The organism is Leisingera thetidis (genome assembly GCF_025857195.1).
GTDB lineage: Bacteria > Pseudomonadota > Alphaproteobacteria > Rhodobacterales > Rhodobacteraceae > Leisingera > Leisingera thetidis.
On record NZ_CP109788.1, the window covers coordinates 183,262 to 200,598 of the forward strand.

12 protein-coding genes are annotated in these 17,337 nt (G+C 65.3%); 3 read left to right on the top strand and 9 right to left on the bottom strand.

The features are described 5' to 3' along the window. Positions 1-12: 12 nt before the first annotated feature. The 4 genes from OKQ63_RS21945 to OKQ63_RS21960 all read right to left on the bottom strand — a co-directional run bounded on the left by OKQ63_RS21945 (position 13) and on the right by OKQ63_RS21960 (position 5,374). Complete coding sequence (locus tag OKQ63_RS21945) at positions 13-741, bottom strand: aspartate/glutamate racemase family protein (protein ID WP_264213977.1); 729 nt, start codon at positions 739-741, stop codon at positions 13-15. Then, the gene (locus tag OKQ63_RS21950) at positions 738-2,021 is read right to left on the bottom strand and encodes an NAD(P)/FAD-dependent oxidoreductase (protein WP_264213978.1); all 1,284 of its coding nucleotides are present in this window, start codon (positions 2,019-2,021) and stop codon (positions 738-740) included. The genes OKQ63_RS21945 and OKQ63_RS21950 overlap by 4 nt, the downstream gene beginning before the upstream one ends. Next, on the bottom strand, positions 2,018-4,243 hold the full coding sequence (locus OKQ63_RS21955; protein WP_264213979.1) for a TRAP transporter permease: 2,226 nt from the start codon (positions 4,241-4,243) through the stop codon (positions 2,018-2,020). Before OKQ63_RS21955 ends, OKQ63_RS21950 begins: the two co-directional genes overlap by 4 nt. A 120-nt stretch (positions 4,244-4,363) precedes the next feature. Next, positions 4,364-5,374 (bottom strand): TAXI family TRAP transporter solute-binding subunit, encoded by a 1,011-nt coding sequence (locus OKQ63_RS21960; protein ID WP_264213980.1) that lies wholly within the window; start codon positions 5,372-5,374, stop codon positions 4,364-4,366. 153 nt (positions 5,375-5,527) lie between these two features. Between OKQ63_RS21960 and OKQ63_RS21965 the strand changes: the two genes are divergently transcribed. Continuing rightward, positions 5,528-6,463: a LysR family transcriptional regulator gene (locus OKQ63_RS21965; RefSeq protein ID WP_264213981.1), complete on the top strand. Its 936-nt coding sequence runs from the start codon at positions 5,528-5,530 to the stop codon at positions 6,461-6,463. A gap of 107 nt (positions 6,464-6,570) precedes the next feature. Here OKQ63_RS21965 and OKQ63_RS21970 read toward each other — a convergent pair whose 3' ends face one another. From OKQ63_RS21970 to OKQ63_RS21980, 3 genes are all read right to left on the bottom strand, one after another. Continuing rightward, complete coding sequence (locus OKQ63_RS21970; protein ID WP_264213982.1) at positions 6,571-7,686, bottom strand: cystathionine gamma-lyase; 1,116 nt, start codon at positions 7,684-7,686, stop codon at positions 6,571-6,573. A gap of 211 nt (positions 7,687-7,897) precedes the next feature. Next, positions 7,898-9,589: a thiamine pyrophosphate-binding protein gene (locus OKQ63_RS21975; protein ID WP_264213983.1), complete on the bottom strand. Its 1,692-nt coding sequence runs from the start codon at positions 9,587-9,589 to the stop codon at positions 7,898-7,900. 511 nt (positions 9,590-10,100) lie between these two features. Beyond that, the gene (locus OKQ63_RS21980; RefSeq protein WP_264213984.1) at positions 10,101-10,991 is read right to left on the bottom strand and encodes a LysR substrate-binding domain-containing protein; all 891 of its coding nucleotides are present in this window, start codon (positions 10,989-10,991) and stop codon (positions 10,101-10,103) included. A 103-nt stretch (positions 10,992-11,094) separates the two neighbouring features. On the opposite strand from OKQ63_RS21980, the gene OKQ63_RS21985 reads away from it, so the two are divergent. Together OKQ63_RS21985 and OKQ63_RS21990 are read left to right on the top strand one after the other, a co-directional pair. Next, the gene (locus tag OKQ63_RS21985) at positions 11,095-12,753 is read left to right on the top strand and encodes a GMC family oxidoreductase (protein ID WP_264213985.1); all 1,659 of its coding nucleotides are present in this window, start codon (positions 11,095-11,097) and stop codon (positions 12,751-12,753) included. A gap of 14 nt (positions 12,754-12,767) precedes the next feature. Further along, a complete protein-coding gene (locus tag OKQ63_RS21990) occupies positions 12,768-13,976 on the top strand; it encodes a mandelate racemase/muconate lactonizing enzyme family protein (RefSeq protein ID WP_264213986.1) in 1,209 nt (402 codons plus the stop codon). Between the two features lie 49 nt (positions 13,977-14,025). Here OKQ63_RS21990 and OKQ63_RS21995 read toward each other — a convergent pair whose 3' ends face one another. Continuing rightward, entirely contained in the window at positions 14,026-15,225 is a 1,200-nt protein-coding gene (locus OKQ63_RS21995) for an aromatic ring-hydroxylating oxygenase subunit alpha (RefSeq protein WP_264213987.1), read from the bottom strand. Further along, on the bottom strand, positions 15,225-17,300 hold the full coding sequence (locus OKQ63_RS22000) for an oxidoreductase (protein WP_264213988.1): 2,076 nt from the start codon (positions 17,298-17,300) through the stop codon (positions 15,225-15,227). The genes OKQ63_RS21995 and OKQ63_RS22000 overlap by 1 nt, the downstream gene beginning before the upstream one ends. Between the last annotated feature and the right edge of the window lie 37 nt (positions 17,301-17,337).

The following is a 17,337-nucleotide window of genomic DNA, read 5'->3' on the forward strand; positions in this document are numbered from 1 at the left end:
GCAAACCATTTCTCAAGTGATGAACCCTGGAAATGGCATGCGCAATGCAGCCCGGTGCACCATCTCCGACAAGGTGATGATATCAAACACCGGCCGGTTCAGCGCCTGCTGCAGCGCATGGGCATAAGGCGGCAGATCGGTGCATTCCAGCACGATCGGGCCGATCTCCGGGTTGCGGGCGATCATGCCCTTGGCCGCGGCCAGCAGCTCTGCCTCCACCCTGGCCAGATCCATCGCCGTGCGCTCATTGCGCAGGATCACGGCGGAGAATTCCTCTGCTTCGTCCAGCCCTTGCACCACAATCGGCGTGTGTTCTGCACCCGCACCCAGCAGATGCGCTTCGGTCAGGCTGGCGGCCGAGGCGGTGATCACACCCACCGTGCGCCCGGTCATCTGATGCGCCAGAGGCACCTGGATCAGCGAGGAAACAAACACTGGCACGTTCACCGCCGCCGCGATCTCCTTCTGGAATATCGCCAGAAACCCGCAGGAGCCGGTGATCGCCCGCACGCCCTTGGCCTCCAGCCGCCTGGCGGCCCCGATCAGCCGGTCCTTCATCTGGTCCGTCGGATTGGCCAGAAGTTCCGGCACGGTGATCCCGTCCAGCATTTCATAAAGTGTGGTGAAGCCGAGGCTGGAGGGGTTCTTGATATGGCCGGGCGGTTTGGGGAAGTAGCTTTCCAGCGCCAGCACGCCGATGGAGACGCCGCAGATGTTCTGCCCGCCGGGGTGGAGTGTCATGCCTTGAGCCTTTCGTAACGCCGTGCCCGGAAGGGGGAGAGGTCTTCGTTCATTGGTGTGCCGCTGACGATATCCGCCACCAGCCGCCCGGTTTTCGGCGCCATCATCAGCCCGTAATGGCTGTGGCCGAAGGCGGCGATCAGATCGGGGAAGCCCTCAACCTCGCCGATGCAGGGCAGGCTGTCGGGCAGGCTGGGGCGCTGGCCGGACCAGGTGTCCATATCGTCCGCCCGCAAGTCCGGCAGCAGTGCCTTGGCCAGCTGCACCAGCCCGTCGAGGCGTTTGCGGTTAAGCGGCTGGTCAAGGCCCGCAAACTCGGCGGTGCCGGCCACCCGCAGCCCTTCCTCCATCGAGGAGGCCACGAATTTCATGTCCATATCCATGATCGAGTTATTGAGCGCGACACCCGGGCTCGGGAACGACACGTGGTAGCCGCGTTCGGATTCCATCGGGATCCTGATGCCAAGCGGTTTCAGCAGCTCACCGGACCAGACCCCCATCGCCAAGACCAGCTTGGGCGTCCACTCCTGGCCCGCATCGGTGGTATAGGTCCAGCCGCCGGTCTCTGATGGCAGTATGGCCCGTACGGTCCGGGTCAGGATCTCGCCCCCCATGGACTGGAACTTTTCGGCCAGAACCGTTCCGATCCGGCCGGGCGATAATGCGCGCGCTTGGCCCTTGATCAGGATCGCGGCCTGGAACTCCGGCGTCAGCGCCGGTTCCAGATCGCGCAGCTCCGCTGCGCCAATGCGCTCCATGTCGGCGCCGCGGCCGCCGCGCATCCGGTAATCAACCGAATTCAGATCGGCGGCGTCCGCATTGCGGAAGGCATGGACGTAACAGCTGTCCTGCACCAGATCCTCATGCCCGGTGCCTGCCAGATACTGGCGGTACAGCTCGACGCAGTTGCGGTTCAGGGTGTCCATCGCGCCGGAGATCTGCTGGATCCGCCCCGCGCGCCCTTCCGACAGGAACCGCAGGCCCCAGGGTGCGAGTTTCGGCAGGTAGGCGGGCTTTACCGTCAACGGCCCCAGCGGGTCCAGCAGCCAGCCCGGCACTTTCTTCCAAAGGCCCGGCATCGACTGCGGCACCACCGACCAGGGGGAAATGATGCCGGCATTGCCGTAAGAGGTCGCCTGGCCCGGCGCGCCGCGGTCGATGAGCCGGACCCTGAGGCCCCGTTCGGCCAGCGAAAGGGCCGAGCAGATGCCGACGATCCCGGCGCCCAGGACTGTTACATCGGGGGAGCCAGGCACATCGGGGGAGGCGGGGCCGCTCATTGCGCGGCCTCGGTCTGAAGTTTGCGCTGCTGGCCCAGCTGTTGCACCAGCACCGGCGCCATCACCGCCAGCGCGGCGATGTCAGAACCGCCGGAGGGCGCCACCAGCAGCAGACCTGCGATGGCCATCAGCAGCCGCCAGATGCCGTTGAGCGGCGCCAGGAAGTAGGCCGAGACAGCCGTGGCGATGGCAAAGACGCCAGCGGCGCAGGTGACCGTGACCTGAGTGAAGCTCAGCAGTGTGAAGTGCTCCGGCAGCACGATCAGCATGGTGGGCGCGTAGACAAACACCATCGGCACCATCAGCTTGCCCAGCCCCAGGGTGAACGCGTTCAACCCGGTGCGGAACGGGTTGGAGCCCGCAATCCCCGCCGCCGCATAGGCCGAGGCGCAGACCGGCGGGGTGATCTCGGAAATCACACCGTAGTAGAGCACGAACATATGGGTGGCGAGCGGCGGCACGCCCAGCTGGCTGAGGGCAGGTGTCGCAACCGCCACCAGCATGATATAGAGCGCGGTGGTCGGCAGGCCGGCCCCCATCAGGATGCAGGCCATGGCGATCAGCACCAGCGACAGGAACTGCTGGATCGACGGCTGGCTGAACGCCTCGATCGAGGTCCAGTCCAGCAGCGGCGCAATCGCTGCCGCCATATCCGCCGCACCGCCGGTGACCATGAAGCCGAGGCGGAAGCCGACGCCGGTGGTGTTGATCACACCGACCACAATGCCCACCGCAGCGGACGCCGCACCCACCGCCAGCGCGTATTGCACACCGACGTGGAAACTGTCGAAAAGGTCGCGGAAGTTCTGGCGTTCATTGCGGTGCAGACAGCCCACTAGCGTCAGCGCGGCCAGCATCCCGGCCATCACCGGTGTGTAGCCCTCGCCGGAATAAGGCGACGCCTTCCAGAAGATGAACCCGAGCAAGGCTAGCGGGATCACCATGGTTGCGGGCTTGTTGAAGGCGCAGAAGCCCACCACCACACAGAGGCTGAGGCCGATGAAGGCCGCCATATTCGGCGAATAGCCCGAGAACAGCACCAGAAGCAGCGCGATCAGCGGAATGATGGTGTACCAGCCCTCTTTCCACACGGCCAGGAACTTGGGCAGCTGATCCTTGGGGTAGGCGGTCAGGCCCAGCTTCTTCGCGGTGAAATGCACAATCGAGATCACCCCGATGTAATGCATCATCGCAGGCACAATCGCCGCAATTACGATGGTGGTGTAGGGGACCTCCAGATACTCGGCCATCAGGAAGGACGCCGCCCCCATGATTGGCGGGGTGATCTGTCCGCCCGCCGAGGCCGCGGCCTCAACCCCGCCCGCGAAATGGCCGGGGTAGCCCATCTTCTTCATGTTGGGGATGGTCAGCGAGCCGGTGGAGACCGTGTTGGCGATGGAGGACCCGGAAATGGTGCCGAAGAAGGCCGACGACACCACCGACACCTTGGCCGGCCCGCCGGTGTAGCGACCTGCCATGATCATCGCGTTGTCGACAAAGAACTGCCCCAGCCCCATCCGCTGCGCCACCACGCCGAACAGCACGAAATGAAACACCACGGTGGAGACCACCCACAGCGTCACGCCGAAAATGCCCTCGGACGGGAAGTACATGTTGTTGACGAACTGCTGCCAGTTGACGCCGGGATGCTTGAGGATCTGCGCGGGCATATAGGGGCCGAACAGCGCGTAGATCATGAACACCAGAATGATCAGCGGCAGCACAAAGCCGATTGTGCGGCGCGCGATCTCCAGCACTGTCAGGATCAAAACCGAGCCAAAGAACACATCGAGGCTGGAGGGATTGCCCTGCCGCAGCGCCTGTTCCGCGATGTCGAACCCGAACATGCCGAACCCGCGCCAGCTGACCCAGAGGAACAGTGCCGCCGCCATGCCGAGGCCGGCCAGCGCCCAGTCATAGAGCGGCACATTGCCGGGGCGCAGCGGGTTGGGGCCGCGCCATTCCAGGCTGCGGGCGGATTTGATCAGCGGAAAGCCCACAAAGATGAACAGGAACAGGCCCGCGAGGTGAATGCCCATATGCGTATGGTCCACCGGCGTGCCGAAACCGGCCGTCCACAGGTGGTAAAGGGCAAAGGCAATGCTGGCCCAATAGATGAACCGCGTCAGCTTGGGTCCGTTGTCGCGCGTGTTCAGGGCGGAGTCGTATTGCTTCTCCAGCTCCTCCAGCGCCTTGGTGTCGAGATGGGTGTCCAGGGACATCGGGGTCTCCAGTCCGGGGGCCTAGCCGGCGCGCGCCGTTGATCCGTGCTGCGGACAGGGGCGCCGGGAAACAAAAGGCGGCAGCAAAGCGCACTCTGCTGCCGCAGTTCAGGGGAGGAATTACTTCAGCAGGCCGGCTTCGCGGTAGAAGCGCTCGGCCCCCGGATGCAGCGGCACGCCGATTCCCTCGACGCCATCCAGCGCGGTTTCCAGGGTGATCGCCTTGCCCTTGGGGTGGCCGTTGTCGAGCAGTTTGCGGGCGGTATCCGACCACATCGCCTTGGTGATCTGATAGATCAGCTCTTCGTCCATGTTGGCATTGGTGACCAGCATGCCGGAAACCGCCACGGTGTTCACGTCATAATCCACACCCGGATAGGTGCCCGCCGGAATGGTCGAGGGGATGTAGTAGGGCACGGTGGTATTGGCCTGTTTGACCTCTTCCGCCGACCAGTTGTGCAGCTCCATCCCCTTGGTGTTGTCGAGCTGGATCATCGCCGCGACGGGCGTGCCTGCGGCATAGAAATAGGCGTCCAGCTGGCCGTCGGCGATACGCTCGGCGGATTGGGCGTTGTTCAGCTCGGCCTCATCCATGTTGCTGCGGTTGACGCCGTGGTCCGCCAGAATCAGCTCCACCGCGATCTGGGTGCCGGACCCCGCTTGGGCGATGCCGACACGCTTGCCCTTCAGGTCCGCCAGTCCTTCCAGCTTGTGGCCCTCGGGCAGCACCAGGTGCAGGTCCTCCGGGAACAGGTTGGCGATCACCCGCAGGTCCGGCTTGGCGTTGCCCTCGAACTTGCCGGTACCGTGATAGGCGAAGTGCAGCGTGGCGGCGCCGGACAGGCCCGCTTCCATCTGGCCCGCCTGGATCGCGTTCACATTATGGGCCGAGGCATTGGTGGATTGCGCCATCGCCACCAGGCCGGGCACGCCGCAGTTGCCGCCCTCGTCGCAGGCGCGCGAGCCCGGCGGGTTGGAAATCGCGTTGGCAATGATGCCGCCGATCGGGAAATAGGTGCCGCCCGCGCCGCCGGTGCCGATGCGGAAAAAGGTCATGTCCTGCGCCGCCGCCGCGCCGGTCAGCATGGTGCAGGCCAAGGCGGCCCCGGTCAGTTTCTTGAAAAGTCCCATTATCTCTTCCCTTGATTTGCCGACTGCGGCGTTGCCCCGCAGCTCTCTCCTCCGATGCTTGCATCATGGGGAAGGAAAAACATAAGAACAAATTTAAAATTATACGGTACGTATAGATCAAATTTATGATGGCTTTGCGCCGGGAGCCCGAAAATGAACTCTCACCAGCTTGCGGTCTTTCATGAGGTCATGAAGACCGGCTCCGTCAGCCAGGCGGCACGCAACCTGCACCGTACACAGCCTGCCATCAGCGCCGCCATCAAGACGCTGGAGGAGGAGCTGGGCCTGACCCTGTTCCTGCGTGAAGGACGCCGATTGGTGCCGGTGCCTGAAGCCCAGTATCTGATGGAGGAGGCGACCGAGATCCTGTCGCGGATGGAGACCGCGCAGCAGAACCTGGCCAATATGCGCGACCGGGTGCAGGGCTCGATCCGCATCGTGGCAATGCCGGGGCCGTCGACCTTTCTGCTGCCGGAGTTCATCAGCCGCTTTGTCGCCGAAAAGCCCGAGGTGCGGGTGACGCTGGCCACGCGGTCGTCGCCGCAGGTGCGCAGCCTGGTGGCGGCGGGCAGTTTCGACATCGGCTTCTGCGACATGACCCGGTTCCGCGGTGACCGCAGGCTGTATACGGCAGAGGAGCTGCCCAGCAATTGCCTCTGCGCGGTGCCGGTCAGCCATCCGCTGGCACGGCGCGCGGTGGTCACCGCCGGGGATTTGAACGGTTTGCCGATGGGGGCGCTGCAGCCGGACCACAACACCTATCAGGCCACTTCGCAGGCGTTTCTGGCCGCAGAGGCCGAATTCAACCTGCGCTATGACGCGCAGTATTTCCTGCCGCTGTTCCACTTCATCGCGGCCGGCCAGGCCTGCGCGGTGGTCGATGTGCTGAGTGCCGCAAGCTACCGCCGCAGCAACGCGGGCGAAGAGCGGATCCGGTTTCTGCCGTTCCAGCCGGAGATCCCCTTCGGCTATTCCATCCTGACCCCCAGCGAACGTCCGCTGTCGCAGTTGGCGGCCAGCTTTGTCGAAGCCTGGCGGCAGAATGTTCAGCTGATCCTGGCGGAGTCTGCTGGCGGCAACAGGTCCTAAGACCTGCGACGTTCAATCTGATAGGGCGGTTTGCCCAGCTGTCGTCCGGGGTGGGCGCGGGCCCGCGCCTGCCGTTTGCGCGGCAGGCAAAACGGAGAGCCGAAACCCTAGCCGCCAAGCGCCTCCAGCGAGGCGGCCATGGCGCTCCACAGCTCTTCTGCTGGCTCCGTCCCAACCGAGATGCGCACAAATCCCGGCGCCACCGCATCACCCCAGCGGGCGCGGCGTTCGGCAGACGTATGCACCCCGCCAAACGATGTCGCGGCACGGACCAGCGGGCATTTGTTGATGAAAGCATCTGCCTGCTCTGCGCCGTCCAGAGTGATCGAGATCAGGAAGCCGAACCGCGACATCTGCAGTTTGGCGAGGCTGTGCGAAGGGTCCGAGGCCAGCCCCGGAAACCGGATTGCCTGCACCAGCGGATGCGCGGCCAACCGCTCCGCCAGCACCTCGGCCGTGCTGCACATCCGGTCGAACCGGACCTCCAGGGTCTCCAGGCCCCGATGCGCCAGCCAGGCCTCCTGCGGGCCGGGGATGCCGCCGCCGAACTGGCGCCACTCGCGCGCGGCCTGCAGCACGCCGTTGTTGCGCGTGGCCAGATGCCCCATCAGCACGTCCGAATGGCCGCCCGGCGCCTTGGTGTCGGAGGCCACCACCACATCCGCACCCAGCTCCAGCGGGCGCTGGCCCAGCGGGGTCATGGTGGTGTTGTCGACGATCAGCAGCCCGCCCGCCGCATGCACCCCATCGGCAATCGCGCGCAGGTCGCAAAGGTCCAGGCCCGGATTGGAAGGGGTTTCCGCAAAAACAACGTCAAAGCCGTCAAACCCGCCCTCGGCAAAGCCGGCAGTGGGGCGCTGCTCGACCTCGACGCCGAGGTTCTGCAAAAAGCGCTCGCTGAGGCGGCGGGTGACGTAGTAGCCGTCCGACGGGATCAGGATCCGCGAACCTGCCTTGACCGTGGCAAACAGCGATGCCGAAATCGCCGCCATGCCGGAAGGGAAGGCCAGCACCGGGGCGTCCTCCAGATAGCCCAGCACATGCTCCAGGTGCTCCCAGGTGGCGTTGTCGGCGCGGCCATAGCAGGGGCCGCCGGTCCAGTCGCCCGGCAGGTGATACATCGAGCTTTGGGTCAGCGGCAGCGCCACCGGGTCGCCCTCGGACAGCGTGTTGCCGCGCAGGTGCAGCATGGCTCCGGCTTTGGGGGCTGTGGGTTTGTCCATGGGGCGCCTCTCCTGGAACTGGGGGTTCAGGATTGATAACCGGCGATCGACAAAAAGAAAATCGGGAGCAATAGGTTTTGAGCGTTTCGAAACCAAACGCTGAGGGAAGCGCCCGCCCGTTTTACCGGAGGCAAGCCTTCGGGTTGACGGGGCGGACGGGCGCTGCCCGGCGGTGCCGCCGGGCGGTACAATATAGCGGGATAGCGCGTATTTACCCCATCCAGCGGCGCACTGGCGCGGCGGCTTCTTCCAGCGCCTGGCAGACCACGTCGATCAGGGTCGGGCCGTCATGGGCAAAGGCCGCCTTGATGGCCTGGTCCAGATCCTCAGGCCGTTCCACCCGCCAGGTCTTGACGCCGAAGGCCTCGGCCACCGCCGCGTGGTTGGTGCGGTTGAAGTCCACATTATAATAACGCTTATCGCAATCATCGCGCTGGCTGGCCTTGATCCAGCCGAAGTTGGCGTTGGAGAACACCACATAGGTGATCGGCGCGTTGCAGCGCACCACGGTCTCCAGCTCGCCGCAGGTGAAGTTGAAGGAACCGTCGCCCATCATGCCCACAACCTTGCTCCCGGGCCGGCCGAACCAGGCGCCAAGCGAGGCCGACAGCGCATAGCCCAAGGCCCCATGGGCGCGATTGGTGATGTATTGGCGGCCCGGATGTTTCTGCTGCGAATAGGCATTGTAGTAGGGGCAGCTGGTGCCGGGGTCGGATACCACAATGGCGTTGTCCGGCAGGTTCCGGTTCAGCGCATGGATGATCTGCTCGGGCAGGATCTGATCGGTCTTGCTGTGCGCCAGCGCCTCGAACTTGGCGAATTTGCGCTGCTTGATGTTCGCGACTTTGGCGGCCCCGCCAAAGGATGGCAGATCGCCTTCGCGGCTGTCCAGGTAGGCATTCACCGCCTGCAGCGCCAGTTTCAGGTCCGCTACCACGCCCGCCTCGGTCGGGTAGTTGGCGCCGATCACCATCGGGTCGTTGTCGAAATGCACGATGCGCCGGCCCGGCTTCGGCGCCTCCCAGCGCGAGGTGGTGGTGGAGCCCGCGCGGCAGCCCATGAAGACCACCAGATCTGCAGCCTCCATCATCTCCCAGGTCTCATCTGTGCCGCCGTTGGAGCCGACAACGCCCAGCGACTGCGGGTGGGTGTCGGCCAGCGACCCCTTGCCGGAGATCGAAGTGCCCACGGCAATGTCGAGACGGGCGGCCAACCTGCCCAGTTCCTCCATCGCCTGCGCGATTACCACCCCGCCGCCGCAGACGATCAGCGGCGATCTGGCGGTAAGGATGGCCTCGACCGCGGCCTCGGCCGCGCCCGGTTCCGGCGCTGCACGGTAGGCGGGATAGCTTTGGTGCTTGGGATCGCCCCAGATGTCACTGGCCGGCACATCGTCATACTGGATGTCATAGGGCAATCCCAGATGCGCCGCGCCGGACCGCCCGGTCGTCATCGCCCGGAATGCCTGGCGCACCATGCGCGGGATGTGATCGGCACGCTTGATTACCGTGTTGAACTTGGTCAGCGGCCGCATCAGCGCGTCCTGATCGACCTCGGTCAGCGGGTATTTGCCATAAGACCCCACCGAAATGTCGGTGGTGATCGACAGCACCGCATAGGAGCTCTCGTTGGCTTCGATCAGCCCCGGCAGGATGTAGGTGGCGCCGCCGCCGGAGGGTCCTTCGCAGACGCCCGCCCGGCCGGTCACGCGGGAAAAGCCGTCCGCCATATAGGCGGCGCTGCGCTCGTCGCGGGTCAGCACGTGGGTGATGCCGTGCTCCAGCCGGTTCATCGCGTCATAGAAAGGCAGCGTGGTGTCGCCGCACAGGCCAAAGATATGGGTGACCCCGTGCGTCTCCAAAGAGCGCACCATCGCTTCGGCGCCGTTCATCGTGTTCTTCATGCGTGCCCCCTGAAAGCCGTCGTGAAAACTGACCGGAGCCGGTGTCCGGCTTCGTCCTCAGAATTGTATACAGTAATGTAGATAGATGTGAAGACCAAAATTCACGTCGAATTCTGCCCGTCCCGCAAGCGACAGGCTCGTGTCCGCCCGGGCAAACGCTTACCGCATTGATCTGAACAGCGGCCCTGTTTCTGTTCTTCCGGATACCCCAAGCTGTCCACGCGGGGACAGCTTGGGGAAACATTGCAGGTTCCGCAGCCGGATCAGGCCATCTGCGGCCCCCGGATGCGGAGCCGGTCGAGCGGGCCACGGCCCGCAAAGCGATGATCCTGTGCCTCTCGGATATCCTGAGAGTGAGGACAGCGGGATTTCGGGCTTCAGGCCCAGAGTTTTGAAAATCCGCCGGCACGGCGCGATGCCGTGCCCGATGACCGGCTTGCCGCGGCGGCGGGCAGATCCGGCGGCCCGCAAGTGTCGGCGTTGCCGGAGGGTCTCCGGCGGCTGGAAGGCTTCAGGTCAGCGCCTGATAAAGCGAGGTGAGCCAGGCGGAAACGGCCGCCACCTCCTCCCGCTGTCCCGCGCGGTCATTGATCACCATGTAGTGGGAGCGGCGTTTCGGCAGTTTGTAACCGGTCGGAGCGACCACCAGCCCCTGGTCGATATATTGCCGGGCAAAACTCTCCAGCACCATCGTCACCCCGCGGCCTGCAGCGACCGTCTGCAGCGCTAGCAAAGAGGAATCGGCCTTGAGCCAGTCTGTGGTAACCTGCAAGGTCTGCCCGTGCAGTTCGGCCAGGCGGCCCCAGTCGGTTTCGGAGCCGATGATCTGCACCACGTCGGCGCTGGCCAGATCCCCGAAGGACGGGTTGCCGCCAAGGGCCGCGGCATAGGCGGGGCTGCAGACCGGGATGGCGCTTTCATGGCCCAGATGCAGGATCTGGCTTTCCTGCCAGTCGCCGGAGCCATAGCGGATGTCGATATCCAGCGCTTCCTCGTCAAAGCGGCTGGCCCAGACCGTGGTGGACAGCTGCACGAAGATATCCGGGTGCTCGGCCTGAAACCGGGCGAGCTGCGGCGCGATCACCAGCGCGGCGCAGGAGATCGTTGCCCGCAGCCGCACCACCCGCTTGCGTTTCCTGCTGAATAGGCCGGTGGTGGCACGCTGCATGTCGTCAAAGGATTTGCGGATCGGCTGCGCATAGGCCTGGCCGGTGTCGGTCAGCGCCACACCGCGGGGCAGGCGGGTGAACAGCTGGGTGTTCAGGTGTTTTTCCAGCAGCCGGATCTGCTGGCTGATGGCGGCCGGAGTCAGGCCCAGTTCCTCTGCCGCGGCAGAGAAGCTGCTGAGCCGCGCGGCGGCCTCAAAGGCCTTCAGCCAGGTGACGTGGGGCAGATCGGTCATGGATACCTTTAAGCAGAGTTTGGTCTTAGGGGCAAAACACATTGTTTGATTTACGCCAAAGGCGCTGTGCAAGGTTGCGGAAGATCGAAGGACTCGCAGGGCGATGGCGCAAACATTTGATTTCATTATCGTCGGGGCCGGTTCAGCGGGCTGTGTGCTGGCTGACAAGCTGACGCAGAACGGGCGTTACAAGGTGCTGCTGATCGAGGCCGGCGGCACCGACCGGCGGTTCTGGATCAGGATTCCGGTGGGATATGGCTTCACCTTCTCGGATCCGGCGGTCAATTGGCGCTACTCGGCGGCGCCGGATCCGGGGCTGAACGGGCGCGAGGCTTACTGGCCGCGGGGCAAGGTTCTGGGCGGGTCGAGTTCGATCAACGCGATGGCCTATGTGCGCGGGCTGCCGCATGATTTCGAGGATTGGGTGGCCGCCGGCGCCGCCGGCTGGGGCTGGGACAGCGTGCGGCGCAGCTACGAGGCGCTGGAAACCAACGATGAGTGGCAGGGCGGCAACCGCCGCCTGCGCGGCAGCGGCCCGGTGCGGGTCACGGATCTGAGCGAGCGGATGCATCCCTTTGCCAGGAATTTCCTGGCGGCGGCGCAGGACATGGGCTGGCCGGTCCTTGAGGACATGAACGCAGCCGCCGATGCCGGAGCCAATACGCTGCCGGGCGAGGGCATGGGCTATGTCCGCAGCACGGTGAAGGACGGGCGGCGGTGGTCCTCGGCGGATGCGTTCCTGCGGCCCGCGATGACGCGCGGCAATCTGACCGTTGTCAGCGGTGCGCTGGTGGAAAAGGTGCTGACCTCCGGCGGGCGCGCCACCGGCGTGGCCTACCGGACGAAGGGGCTGCCGGAACTGGCGCTGGCGGCGCGCGAGGTGATCCTGAGCGCGGGTGCGGTGAACACGCCGCAGCTGCTGCAATTGTCCGGGATCGGTCCGGCGGCGCTGCTGCGGCGCCACGGCATTGCGGTGAAGCATGACCTGCCGCAGGTCGGGCAGGGGCTGCAGGACCATCTGGCGGTGTCGCATTTCTTCTGGGCAAATACGGCGACGCTGAACGACCGGCTGGGCAGCCTCGCCGGGCAGATGCGGGCCGGGCTGCAGTATGTGCTGACCCGCCGCGGCCCCTTGAGCGTGCCTGTCAACCAATGCAGCGGCTTTGTCCGCACCCAGGGCGCCGCGCTGCCGGACGTGCAGGTCTATTGCAACCCGGCGTCCTATTCCACGCGCCCCTCGGGCAAGCCGCAGATTGACCGGGACAACGGCTTCCTCTTGTGCGTGCAGCCGAGCCGGCCGACCAGCCGGGGGCAGATCGCCATCCAATCCGCCGACCCGGTGCAGGCACCGCTGATCGCGCCGAATTCGCTGGCGACGGAGGAGGACAAGGCCACCGCGGTGCGGGCCGGCCGCCTTCTGCAGGCGCTGGCGTCCACACCTGCCATCACAAGCGTCACACGCGAACGCCGGGCGCCGGATATCATCGGGATGGACGACGAAGCACTGCTGGAGAACTTCCGCACCCGCGCCGGAACCGTGTTCCATGCCTCCTGCACCTGCCGGATGGGCCATGACGCGGCGGACTCGGTGCTGGATGCGCGGCTTCGGGTGCATGGGGTGGCGGGCCTGCGGGTGATCGACGCCTCGTCCTTTCCGAATGTGACCTCGGGCAACACCAATGCACCCACCATGATGCTGGCGGCACGCGGCGCGGAGCTGGTTCTGGAAGACAATGAAAACAGGCCCTTGGCGGCTGAATGACAGGGAAACAGCGGATGAAACTCGACAAGATCGAAACCTTTGTGTTCGGCAATCCGCCGCCGCGCCACGGCGGCCGCTACTTCATCTTTGTGCGCCTCACCACCGTCTGCGGCATCAGCGGGGTCGGGGAGATCTATAACGCGACCTTCGGCCCGGACTTGTGCTGCGCGATGGCTCAGGAGATGTTTGCCCGCCAGTTTGCGGGCTGCGATCCGCATCATATCGAAAAACTGTGGCGCAAATCCTATGGCGCCGGCTACACGCTGCGGCCCGATGTGACCGTCATGGGAGTGCTCAGCGGTCTGGAGATGGCCTGCTGGGACATCATCGGCAAGGCCGCGGGCAAGCCGGTGTATGAGCTGATGGGCGGCCAGGTGCATGAGCGGCTGCGCAGCTATACCTATCTCTACCCGCCGGAGGGGGATGTGTATCCGGACCCGGACACGCCCAACGTCTACAATGACCCGGACATCGCCGCCGAGGTTGCCCTGCAGCGGGTGGAGCAGGGCTTTACCGCGGTGAAATTCGACCCCGCAGGCCCCTATACGATCTATGACGGGCACCAGCCGCGGATGCAGGACCTGGAGCGCAGCGAGCTGTTCGTCAAACGCATCCGCGAGGCGGTCGGCACCCGCGCCGACCTCTTGTTCGGTACCCACGGCCAGTTCACCGTCTCCGGCGCCAAGCGGATGGCGCGGCGGCTGGAACCCTATGAGCCGTTGTGGTTCGAGGAGCCGGTACCGCCGGAAAACCCCGCCGACATGGCGGAGGTGGCGCGGTTCACCTCGGTGCCGATCTCGACCGGCGAGCGGCTGTGCACCAAACATGAATTCGCGCGCGTGCTGGAGGCCGGCGCGGCCTCGATCCTGCAGATGGATCTGGGGCGGGTCGGGGGCCTCTTGGAGGCCAAGAAGATCGCCAGCATGGCCGAAACCCGGCAGGCCCAGATCGCGCCGCATTTGTACTGCGGGCCGGTGGTGGCGGCGGCGAATATCCAGATTGCGACCTGCAGCCCGAACTTCCTGATTCTGGAATCGATCGGCACCTTTGAGGGTCCGTACATGTCCTGCCTCAAATCCTCGATCAGCTGGGAAGAGGGCTATGTGATCCCCTCCACCGAACCGGGTCTGGGGGTGGAGCTGGACGATGCGGCAATTGCCGCCAGCCCCTATACCGGCACCGAGCTGCATCTGGAGCTGGCGCAGCAGCCGGTGGTGCAGTAGCGGCAGCGTGCCCGCCCCGGCAGCATTCTCCGGGGCGGTTTTTCCTGGGTCAGATCATGCTTAAATAGCTGTGATAGAAGCCCGGGATGCCCCATTCCATTTCCGACAGCGGACCGGGCACGAAGCGGTGCGAGTTTACCCCCTCCTGGTTGTGGCGGATGATCCGCTCGTCATCGAGCGAGGTGACGTGCCACAGCCAGGTCAGCGCCTCCTTGTCGTAATCGCGCCCCTCTTCCGCATTGCCGCGCACATACCAGACAATCTGAATGTCGGTTTCCTGCAGGCCGCGCGGCACAAAACGGTAACCCACCACATGGTCGGCGTAGATCAGGAAATAGCTGAGCGTGCCGATGGTGAGATCGGTGGCACCGCCGTCCATCCCGGTCAGCTGCCCCAGCGCCGGGGCCAGCGGTTTGCCATCCCTGCTGCCGGTCCCGTAGCCGGGAAACAGCGGATAGCGGCGCCAGTAGACATCGGCGCCGGGCGCGGGCGCATTGGCGCCGGTCAGGTCCAGTTCACCGCCGGGCAGGCCGATGGCAGCGGAGCGCGCGCGCAGATCGTCGCCGTATTTCTCCACATCCGCCGGGTCCTTCAGCGAATGGCTGCGGGAAAACTCCTGATGCGACGGTGCGCAGTGGTAGCACTCCAGGTAATTCTCCAGCGCCAGCTTCCAATTGGCGGCGACAGGGTAGGAGGCCTGGTGCGCCAGTTTCAGGTTTTCCAGCTGCAGCGGCGCCGACAGCGGCGCCAGCTGCGCCAGGCTTTCGGCCAGCGGCGGCGGGTTTTCATCGGCGCAGATGAAGATCAGCCCCTGAAAGATCTGCACCTGCACCGGGAACAGCCCGTACTCAGACGGGTCGAAGTCCGGCCCCATGGCGCGGCCGCCGCGCAGGCGCCCGTCCAATCCGAAGGTCCAGGCGTGGTAGGGGCAGGAGAACACCCGCGCTGCGCCCTGCTGTTCCAGGCAGACGCGGGAGCCGCGGTGGCGGCAGACATTCAGATGCGCGCGCACCGCTCCCTCGCGGTCGCGCACCACGATCACCGATTCCGGGCCGTAGTCGAACAGGAAATAGTCGCCGGGCTCCGCAACCTGGCTGACGTGGCCGGCCCAGATCCAGTTGCGGTTCCAAAACGCCTTGATGTCGTGGTCATAGACCGCCTGGGACGTATAGAAATGCCGGTCCAGCGCAAAGCCTTCCTGGTAGCCTTCCATCAGATCGCGCATCACTTGCAGGTCATCTTTGGGCATCATTCGCCTCCCATTCCGTTCAGAGAGATCAGTTCGCGGCGGAACCAGTCCGCGTCCGCCGCCGCCGGGTCGCGTTCGAAGTTGCGCGCCGCCATGTGGCCGGCAAAGACCGCATCGGCAATCAGCCCCGGGGCGGCGGCATCGCCAAGCAGCTCCAGCGTGGTGAAGCGGTCCGCATGATCTGCCTTCAGAGCATCGTAAAGCGCGGTCTCGCGCCGGCGGGCAGTCACCATCAGCAGACTGGCGCAGGCGGCCGCGCGCGGCCGCCCGGTATAGGCACAGGCCAGGGTGGCGCCATCGGCATCCGCGGAGTGCAGCAGATGCAGCGGAATGATCTCCACCCCGGCCTCGATCAGGCTAGCCTGTACCCGGGCCTGTTCCAGCGTCAGCTCGGTAAAGGCCGAGACCACGGCGCCGGGAGTGGCCAGGATGACCTTGCGCCCGGCAGCCGCCAGATGGTGCGCCAGCACACCGCCGATATAGGCTTGGTCATCGTCATAGATCAGCACCGGGCCGTCCGCGGGCGGCAGCTTGCCCGCCATGATGTCGTCCGGGGTGAAGACGGGCAGGCCCTCCAGCGCAAGCGGCGCCCGGTTGGAGCGGCCGCTGCCATCGCGCAGCCAGCGGCTGCCGGTGGCGATGAAGACATTGGGGATTTCCAGGTCCGCCACCTCGGCGGCGTTCATCGGGCTGTCCGTGAACATCTGCACATTGGCGCGCTGCTGCAGCTGCCAAAGCCGGTTGTCGGCGACCCGTTTCCAGGCGGCCAGCCCGGACAGGCGGGACTCGCGCAGGGCGCGGCCGCCGAATTCAGGCGCGGCCTCGGCCAGGGTCACGTCATAGCCGCGGTTGGAGAGCTGCAGCGCGCATTCCAGGCCCGCCGGGCCGGAACCGACCACCAAGGCACTGGTTTCCTTACCCTTGGGCGCGATCTTCTCCGGATGCCAGCCGCGGCGCCATTCCTCGCCCATGGTCGGGTTCTGGGTGCAGCGGATCGGCACGCCGAGATTGTCAGCTGACACGCAGATGTTGCAGCCGATGCATTCGCGGATCTCCTCGATGCGGCCGGCCTCGATTTTCCTGGGCAGGAACGGGTCGGCGATGGAGGGGCGGGCGGCGCCGATCAGGTCCAGCACGCCCTTGCTGACCAGCGAAGCCATCAGGTCCGGCGAGGTGAAGCGCCCGACCCCGACCACCGGTTTCGATGTCACCTGCTTGACGAAATCGATGTACGGAACCTGAAAACCGTCCTGCGGCTGGAAGCGGGTGGTCTGGCTGTCGTTGCTCCAGTCCGAGACGTTCACGTCCCATAGGTCCGGCAGTTCGGCCAGCATCTCGACCACCGCCCGGCCTTCCTCATGCGCCTGCATGCCGTCCGCGCCCATCATTTGGTCGACCGCAAAGCGGAAGGCGACGGCGCAATGCCCGTCGAGCTCCTCGCGGGTTTCCTCCAACAGTTCACGGGTCAGGCGGACGCGGTTTTCCAGAGAGCCGCCGTATTCGTCGCTGCGGCTGTTGAACTGCGGCAGCAGGAAGTGCTGCGCCAGGGTCATCTGGTGGCCGGCGTAGACATAGACGATGTCAAAGCCGGCCTCCTTGGCGCGGCGGGCGGCGGCGCGGTGCCAGCGGCGCAGGTTGCGGATGTCCTGCTTGTCCATGGCGCGGGCCTGTTTCGGAAACACCGTGTCGATCGGCCCGTCCGAGGGCGCCAGCACCGGCGCCCGGGTCAGGTGGTTGGTGGCATGGTGGCCGTTGTGGGCCACCTGGATCGCGGCCAGCGCACCGTGGTCATTCACCTGCTGCGTCATCAGCCGCAGGGCGGGAATGTCGTGTTCGTCCCACAGGCGGTTTTCCGCATAAGGCCCCAGGTCGGAGGTCGGGTGGATTTCGGTCTCCTGGGTCGAAACCACGGCCCAGCCGCCTTCGGCCTTCATGCCGCGCATCGCGGCTTCGGCCTGCGGACGCACATGGCCCATGCCGTTGCAATGGGGCACCTGGTAAAACCGGTTGCGGGCGGTGACGGGACCGATCTTCACCGGTTCAAACAGAATGGAATACCCATTTGCGCCTGGCATGTTGGCACATCCTTTCATTCAGTGATTGTCGGTTGGC

Coding starts and splice junctions, on each gene's coding strand:
- OKQ63_RS21945 (WP_264213977.1), bottom strand. CDS start 741: ATGACACTCCACCCCGGCGGGCAGAACATCTGCGGCGTCTCCATCGGC.
- OKQ63_RS21950 (WP_264213978.1), bottom strand. CDS start 2,021: ATGAGCGGCCCCGCCTCCCCCGATGTGCCTGGCTCCCCCGATGTAACA.
- OKQ63_RS21955 (WP_264213979.1), bottom strand. CDS start 4,243: ATGTCCCTGGACACCCATCTCGACACCAAGGCGCTGGAGGAGCTGGAG.
- OKQ63_RS21960 (WP_264213980.1), bottom strand. CDS start 5,374: ATGGGACTTTTCAAGAAACTGACCGGGGCCGCCTTGGCCTGCACCATG.
- OKQ63_RS21965 (WP_264213981.1), top strand. CDS start 5,528: ATGAACTCTCACCAGCTTGCGGTCTTTCATGAGGTCATGAAGACCGGC.
- OKQ63_RS21970 (WP_264213982.1), bottom strand. CDS start 7,686: ATGGACAAACCCACAGCCCCCAAAGCCGGAGCCATGCTGCACCTGCGC.
- OKQ63_RS21975 (WP_264213983.1), bottom strand. CDS start 9,589: ATGAAGAACACGATGAACGGCGCCGAAGCGATGGTGCGCTCTTTGGAG.
- OKQ63_RS21980 (WP_264213984.1), bottom strand. CDS start 10,991: ATGACCGATCTGCCCCACGTCACCTGGCTGAAGGCCTTTGAGGCCGCC.
- OKQ63_RS21985 (WP_264213985.1), top strand. CDS start 11,095: ATGGCGCAAACATTTGATTTCATTATCGTCGGGGCCGGTTCAGCGGGC.
- OKQ63_RS21990 (WP_264213986.1), top strand. CDS start 12,768: ATGAAACTCGACAAGATCGAAACCTTTGTGTTCGGCAATCCGCCGCCG.
- OKQ63_RS21995 (WP_264213987.1), bottom strand. CDS start 15,225: ATGCCCAAAGATGACCTGCAAGTGATGCGCGATCTGATGGAAGGCTAC.
- OKQ63_RS22000 (WP_264213988.1), bottom strand. CDS start 17,300: ATGCCAGGCGCAAATGGGTATTCCATTCTGTTTGAACCGGTGAAGATC.